General features: G+C 63.6%; 6 protein-coding genes. 4 read left to right on the forward strand and 2 right to left on the reverse strand.

Features of this window, described 5'->3' with window-relative positions:
* Positions 1–21: 21 nt before the first annotated feature.
* Both IC50_RS37500 and IC50_RS37505 read right to left on the reverse strand, forming a co-directional pair.
* On the reverse strand, positions 22–1,245 hold the full coding sequence (locus IC50_RS37500; RefSeq protein WP_035716692.1) for an ABC transporter substrate-binding protein: 1,224 nt from the start codon (positions 1,243–1,245) through the stop codon (positions 22–24).
* Between the two features lie 74 nt (positions 1,246–1,319).
* Positions 1,320–2,870: an acyl-CoA synthetase gene (locus IC50_RS37505; protein ID WP_035716694.1), complete on the reverse strand. Its 1,551-nt coding sequence runs from the start codon at positions 2,868–2,870 to the stop codon at positions 1,320–1,322.
* A 263-nt stretch (positions 2,871–3,133) separates the two neighbouring features.
* On the opposite strand from IC50_RS37505, the gene IC50_RS37510 reads away from it, so the two are divergent.
* The 4 genes from IC50_RS37510 to IC50_RS37525 all read left to right on the forward strand — a co-directional run bounded on the left by IC50_RS37510 (position 3,134) and on the right by IC50_RS37525 (position 7,197).
* On the forward strand, positions 3,134–4,270 hold the full coding sequence (locus IC50_RS37510) for an acyl-CoA dehydrogenase family protein (RefSeq protein WP_035716696.1): 1,137 nt from the start codon (positions 3,134–3,136) through the stop codon (positions 4,268–4,270).
* A gap of 112 nt (positions 4,271–4,382) precedes the next feature.
* A complete protein-coding gene (locus IC50_RS37515; RefSeq protein ID WP_035716697.1) occupies positions 4,383–5,546 on the forward strand; it encodes an acyl-CoA dehydrogenase family protein in 1,164 nt (387 codons plus the stop codon).
* Positions 5,546–6,202: a glutathione S-transferase family protein gene (locus IC50_RS37520; RefSeq protein ID WP_035716699.1), complete on the forward strand. Its 657-nt coding sequence runs from the start codon at positions 5,546–5,548 to the stop codon at positions 6,200–6,202. The genes IC50_RS37515 and IC50_RS37520 overlap by 1 nt, the downstream gene beginning before the upstream one ends.
* A gap of 191 nt (positions 6,203–6,393) precedes the next feature.
* Positions 6,394–7,197, forward strand: a complete 804-nt coding sequence (locus IC50_RS37525) for a helix-turn-helix domain-containing protein (protein ID WP_035716701.1) — start codon at positions 6,394–6,396, stop codon at positions 7,195–7,197.
* The last annotated feature ends 118 nt before the right edge of the window (positions 7,198–7,315 follow it).

Consider the following 7,315-nt stretch of genomic DNA (forward strand, 5'->3'; position numbering starts at 1 on the left):
TCAGTCAAAACGTGAAACGCTCTAGCCTCCGGTCTCGGCGCTGATGATGTCGCCAAACAGCTCCCACTGACCAGCCTTGAAGCGGATCATCTTGAGTTGCTCGATCGGCGCGAAGTCGTTGGGACCGGTGTTGACCTTGATGCCGGGGATCAGCGTATCGGGCGTAAAATCCTTCAGGCTCGCGGCCTGCTTCATAACGTTCTCCCGCGTCAGGTTGTCGCCGCACTGCTTCAAGGTCTGAACAAGGGTCTGCGCGGCGGCATAGCCGTAGACGATGTTGGTGTCGGAGACGTTGGCGCCCGGCATGTACTTGTCGACGAAGGCGAGAAACTTCTTCATGCCTTCGTCGTCCTTCCATTGCGGGTCCGATGCGTCCTTCAGATAGCTCGCCGACAGCACGCCTTCCGACGCATCGAGCCCGGCCGGCTTCATCACCGCGCCGATCGAGATCGACACGTCGGTCATCACATGCATCGGCCTCCATTCGAGCTCGGCGATCTTCTTGATCGCCTGCGCCGCGAATTTCGGCGTCGAGATGTTGACGAAGACGTTGGCGCCGGAGCCCTTCAGCTTGACGATGTGGGAATCGATCGACGGCTCGGTCGTCTCGTAGCTCTCTTCCGCGACGATCAGTGAGGAGGCTTTATCGCCGAAGATCTCCTTGATGCCAGCGACGTAGTCCTTGCCGAAATCGTCATTGGCATAGAAGATCGCGACCTTCGAGTCGGGCTTCGTCTGCAGGATATATTTCGCGAAGATCCGCGCCTCGACCCGGTAGCTCGGCTGGAAGCCCATGGTCCAGGGAAATCCCTTGGGGTCGTTCCACTTGCTGGCGCCGGTGGCGAGGAAGAGCTGCGGGACCTTCTTGGCGTTGTGATACTTCTGCACGGCGGTCTGGGTCGGCGTGCCCAGTGCGTTGAAGACCAGGAACACCTCGTCGCTTTCGATCAGCTTGCGGACCTGCTCCACGGTCTTGGGCGGCGAATAGCCGTCGTCATAGGAGATCCAGTTGATCTTGCGGCCGTTGATGCCGCCCTGGTCGTTGATCATCTTGAAATAGGCTTCCTCGGTCTTGCCGATGATGCCGTAGGCGGACGCCGGGCCGGAATAGGCCTCGACGTTGCCGATCTTGATTTCCGTGTCGCTGGCGCCGGTATCGTATTTCTTTTGCGCATAAGCGCCTTGAATCGAAAGCAAGGTCAGGGCCGTTGCCGCGGCGAGCAGGGTGATTTTCTTGTTCTTCATGGAAATTCCTTGGAGTTTCTTGTGGGTGGGGGCAGACACTTCAAAAAGAAAAGCGCCCGCGAGGGGCGCTTTGGTCAAGCACTGGCGACCTTCTTGTCGACTTCGGAAGCCACCGAGAACTCCTTGCGCAGGGTCGGTTTGTGGATCTTGCCGGTGGCGTTGCGCGGTAGCGCTTTGACGAAGCGGATCTGGCGCGGGCATTTGAAACGCGCCAGATTGGCCGCGCAATGGGCGAAGACCTCGGTCTCCGTCAGCTTTTGTCCGGGCTTGACCGCGACGATGGCAAGGCCCACCTCGCCCCATTGCGGATCGGGAATGCCGATCACGGCAGCCTCTGCGATGGCCGTGAGCTGGTGCAGGACGTTCTCGACCTCGGCCGGGTAGACGTTCTCGCCGCCGGAAATGTACATGTCCTTCCAGCGATCGACGATGTAGTAGAAGCCTTCTTCGTCGACGCGGGTCGCATCGCCGGTGTGCAGCCAGCCGTCGGTGAAGGAGATCCTGTTCGCTTCCGGCCTGTTCCAGTAGCCGGGCGTGATGTTGGGTCCCTTGACCCAGAGCTCACCGAGCTCGCCGACATCGGCATCGCTGCCGTCGGGACGCACGATGCGCACTTCGGTATGCAGCACCGGCTTGCCGGCGGAGCCGGCTTTGCGCGCCGCATCCTCGCGATCGAGCACCAGCACGGCCGGCGAGGTCTCGGTCATGCCGTAACCCTGCTGAAGCGCGACGCCGCGCGCCTCCCACACCTTGAGCAGGGGCACCGGCATCGGAGCACCGCCGACACCGCCGACGATCAGCCGGCTGAGATCGGTCGTTGCGAAGGCGGGATGCTGCGCCATGAACTGGTAGATCGCGGGCACGCCGAAGAACACGTTGATGCCCTGCGCGGGATCGTTGATCAGCCCGAGCGCCGTGCCGGGATCGAAGGCGCGCATGACCATCACGGTGCCGCCGGCATGCAACACCGGGTTGGTGTAGCAATTGAGCCCGCCGGTGTGGAACAGCGGCAGCACGGTGAGCAGCACCGAGGATGGTCCGATGCAGGCGGGGCCGCCGAGATTGACGCAATTCCAGAACGTCATGCCATGGGTGATGGTCGCGCCCTTGGGATGCCCGGTCGTGCCCGACGTGTACATGATAGTCGAGACGTCATCGAGCGTGACTTCCTCGGCTCGGTCGAGCGGCTTTGCGGCCGCGGTGCCGGCTTCGTAGGTGCCGCCGGGGCCGAGCAGCAGGCTCGTCGTGACGCCGCAGAGCTTTGCAACGGCAAGCGCGGCCTCGGCGAGATCGTTGTCGTGGATCATTACCTTCGGCGCGCAATCGCTGGTGATGAACTGAAGCTCCGGAACGGTCAGCCGGGTGTTCAGCGGTACGAAGATCGCACCCAGGCGGCCGCAGGCGAACTGCACCTCCAGCGTATCGGTCGTGTTCAGCGCCAGCACCGCGACGCGGTCGCCGCGGGAAACGTTCAGGGAGTGACGCAGGAAGGAGGCGAGGCGCGAGACGCGGGCATCGAGCTGCGAATAAGTAAACCGGCGCTCGCTCGCGAGGTCGATCAGCGCGACCTTGTTCGGCGTGCGTCGGCCATGATGGGCGATCCAATCGTAGTAACGAACGGCCAAGAATTCCTCCCTCGACGGTCTGTGCCGCCCTCCTTCTTGCTGCCCGTGCACCATGCCCGGCGGCGCACTGGCGCCAGCCGGAGTCTGTGCAGCAACGTCTTTTTGAGCCAGAGTTAGCCTGTGTGGGACGAAAATCGTCTTGCGTGGAGTTGCTAGGCCATAGGCTGCGGTGGAGCGGCTCCTATGGTCAGCCACTCTGCGCAAGTGAATCGCAATTGTTCCAGCCATGGTGGACGAGCGAATCCGCCAACAGGGCGAGACTAATGAAGAGCCCGTTCCATACCGCCGAGCATGACGCCTTCCGGGACGTCATGCGCCGTTTCGTCGAGAAGGAGATCACGCCGTTCGCCCATGAGTGGGACGAGGCCGGTGAATTCCCGCGCGCGCTCTATCGCAAGGCCGCCGGGATCGGCCTCCTGGGGCTCGGTTTCCCCGAGGAATATGGCGGGATCGCCGCCGACCAGTTCATGAAGATCGTGGCCAGCCAAGAGCTGGCGCGCGCCGGCGCCGGGGGCGTCAGTGCCAGCCTGATGAGCCACACCATCGGATCGCCGCCGATCGCGCGCGCGGCTCGGCCCCAGGTGAAGGCGCGCGTGCTGCCGCAAGTGCTGTCGGGCGAGAAGATCTCCGCGCTCGCGATCACAGAGCCGGGCGGCGGCTCCGATGTCGCGAACTTGAGCACCCGGGCCCGGCGCGACGGCGATCACTACGTCGTGAGCGGCGAGAAGACCTTCATCACCTCGGGCATGCGCGCCGACTATCTGACCGTTGCCGTGCGCACCGGCGGCGAGGGCGCCGGCGGGGTCAGTCTGCTCCTGATCGAAGGCGACACGCCCGGCCTGTCGCGGACCAGGCTGAAGAAGATGGGTTGGTGGGCCTCGGACACCGCGACGCTGCATTTCGACCAATGCCGCGTGCCGGCAGAAAACCTGATCGGCGAGGAGGGTCAGGGGTTCAAGATCATCATGCAGAACTTCAACAGCGAGCGCATGGGCATGGCGGCAAGCTGCACCGCCTTCGCCCGGGTCTGCCTCGACGAGGCGATTGCCTATGCCAGGGAGCGCAAGACCTTCGGCAAGCCGCTGGCCCAGCACCAGGTGATCCGCCACAAGATCGTCGACATGGCGCAGAAGGTCGCAGCCTCGCAGGCGATGTTGGAGATGCTGGCCTGGCGGCTCGAGCAGGGCGAAAGCCCGGTCGCGGAAATCTGCATGATGAAGAACCAGGCGACGCAGACCATGGCCTTCTGCGCCTCGGAAGCCGTGCAGATCTTCGGCGGCGCCGGCTTCATGCGCGGCATCAAGGCCGAGCGCATCTACCGCGAGGTCAAGGTCAACGCCATCGGCGGCGGCACCGAAGAGATCATGAAGGATCTGGCCTCAAGGCAGATGGGGTTGTGAGAATACATGCGTCGTCCCGGGGCGCGCGTAGCGTGAACCCGGGACCTGGAGCTGAGTCCCAGACATATCGAGGTTCGACGCTTCGCGGCGCCCCGGAACGACAGGAAAGAACATGCTGTTCACCGCCGACCATGACGACATTCGTCGTAGCCTGCAAAAGTTCATCGCGAACGAGATCAATCCTCATGTCGATGAATGGGAGAAGGCTGACATCTTCCCGGCGCACGAGCTGTTCAAGAAGATGGGTAGCCTCGGCTTTCTCGGCCTGAACAAGCCGGTCGAATTCGGCGGCTCTGGTCTCGATTACTCCTACGCGCTGATGATGGCGGAGGAGTTAGGGGCCATCACCTGCGGTGGCGTGCCGATGGCGATCGGGGTGCAGACCGACATGGCGACGCCGGCGCTGGCACGATTCGGCTCCGACGAGGTGCGTCGCGAATTTCTGGCGCCCTCGATTGCCGGAGATTACGTTGCCTGCATCGGCGTGTCCGAGCCCGGCGCGGGCTCCGATGTCGCCTCGATCAAGACCCAGGCGCGCTCCGACGGCGACGATTACGTCATCAACGGCGGCAAGATGTGGATCACCAACGGCACGCAGGCCGACTGGATCTGCCTGCTCGCCAACACCGGCGACGGGCCGGTTCACCGCAACAAGTCGCTGATCTGCGTCCCCATGAAGAGCAAGGGTGTCACTGTGGCGCGCAAGCTCGACAAGATGGGCATGCGCTCCTCCGACACGGCGCAAATCTTCTTCGACAACGTCCGCGTGCCCAGGCGCAACCGGATCGGCGAGGAGGGCAAGGGTTTCACCTACCAGATGATCCAGTTCCAGGAGGAGCGCCTGTGGGGCGCGGCCGCCTGCCTCAAGGCGCACGAATACATCATCAACGAGACGATCGAGTACACCCGCAACCGCAAGGCCTTTGGCCAGAGCATCCTCGACAACCAGGTCGTGCACTTCAAGCTTGCAGAGATGCAGACCGAGGTCGAGCTGCTGCGCGCGCTGATCTATCGTGCCGCGGAACAGCTGGTGGCGGGCGAGGACGTGACGCGGCTTGCGACCATGGCCAAGCTGAAGGCCGGCCGCCTCGGCCGCGAGCTCACCGACGCCTGCTTGCAATATTGGGGCGGGATGGGCTTTACCAACGAGACGCCGGTCAGCCGCGCCTATCGCGACAGCCGCCTGACCTCGATCGGCGGCGGTGCCGACGAGGTCATGCTGATGGTCCTGTGCAAGATGATGGGCACGCTGCCCGGCAGCAAGGGAAAGTCCTGATGATCACGCTCTATCACTGCGACGCCGCGCGCTCGTTCCGCCCGCTCTGGATGCTGGAGGAGATGGGGCTGCCCTATGAGCTGAAGATGCTGCCGTTCCCGCCGCGCGTCTTCGCCAAGGAATATCTTGCGCTCAACCCGCTGGGCACGATTCCCTTCATGGTCGACGGCGAGACCAAGATGACCGAATCCTCCGGCATCTGCCACTATCTCGGCGTCAAATACGGGCCGACGCCGTTGATGGTCGGGCCGGAGGATCCCGCCTATGGCGCCTTTCTGAACTGGATGTATTTCAGCGATGCCACGTTAACCTTCCCGCAGACGCTGGTGCTCCGATACACCCAGCTCGAACCGGAGGAGCGCCGCAACCCGCAAGTCGCCACCGATTACGCAAAATGGTTCCTGGGGAGACTGCGCGCCGTCGAGGCAGCGACGGCGAATGCCGAAACATTGTGCGCGGGCCGCTTCACCACCGCTGACATTGTCATCGGTTACGCGCTCCGTCTCGCGAGCAACATCGGCCTCGCCAAGGATTTTGGGCCAAATGTCGCAGCCTATTGGGCGCGCCTGCAGCAGCGCGACGGTTTCAAGCGTGCCGTCGCTGCGGAACGGAAGGCCGGCGCCGAGCAGGATGTTGCGCCGAGGGTGAGGGCGTAAGTTTCCGTCATTCCGGGGCGATGCGCAGCATCGAGCCCGGAATCTCGAGGTTCCCGGCTCGGTCCTGCCGACCGCCCCGGAACGACCGCGCGCGTTTCCATGACAGCGCTATCCCATCGTGACAGCGCCCAAATTTCCGCTAAGGTGACCTCCGTCCGCAGCGGCCAGAGAGCCGCGCGAGGAGGATCCCAATGGAAGATAAAGGTCGCGAATCCGACCATCTGATGCTGATCACGCCGGAGCGGGTGTTTTATGCCGGTTTGCTTGGCCGCCCCCGTAAGAGGACCCCCGGTTGCTGCCACGTCTATGTCGCGGTGAAGGGCAATTTGCACCTGACGATCGACGACGTCCTCGCCACCGGTGAGCTGTTCGTCACCCTGCCGAACCAGCGGCATTCCATCGCCAGCGACTATCGCACCGTCATCAGCGTGACGCTGGAGCCGGAAAGCATGCCGGATGGCGTGATCGAGGCCCTGGCCGAGCGGCTGCGCGGACCGGACAAGGCCGCCTATGCCCGCAACATCCTCGCCGCCTACGCGCTGCTGCGCCAGCGTCGCTATGGTGACATCACCACCGCCGAGTTCGACGAGATGTGCTTCGGCGAGGCGCTTCCGCGCCGCGTGCTCGATCCGCGTGTGACCCGTGCCGTCGCCCGCATCGAGCGCTTCTCCGGCGAACCGGTGACGGCAGATGCCTGCGCGGCTGAAGCAGGGCTGTCGGCTTCGCGCTTCCTGCACCTGTTCAAGGAGGAGACCGGCATCTCGTTCCGCTCCTTCCGCGCATGGAAGCGCGCGCGGCATTTGCTGCACTTCGCCAATCAGGACCTCAACCTCGCCCATCTCGCGCAGGACATCGGCTATCCCGACTCGACCCATTTCAGCCACTCGATCCGCCGCTTCTATGGATTGAAGCCGCGCGCGATCTTCGTCGGCTCGCGCGATCTTGCGATCTACCGCAGCACCGAGACGGTGCGGGAGCTCGCGGAGGCGAGCTAGCACTGCTCCCGTAGGGTGGATTAGCTCGCGGCTGCGCGAAGCGCAGTCCGCCAGCGTAACCCACCACTGACCATCCGCGGTGAGGAAAGTTGGTGGGTTACGCCTGCGGCTAATCTTA

The sequence above is a fragment of the Bradyrhizobium genomosp. I (2014) genome (genome assembly GCF_000261685.1).
In the GTDB taxonomy this organism is placed as follows: domain Bacteria; phylum Pseudomonadota; class Alphaproteobacteria; order Rhizobiales; family Xanthobacteraceae; genus Bradyrhizobium.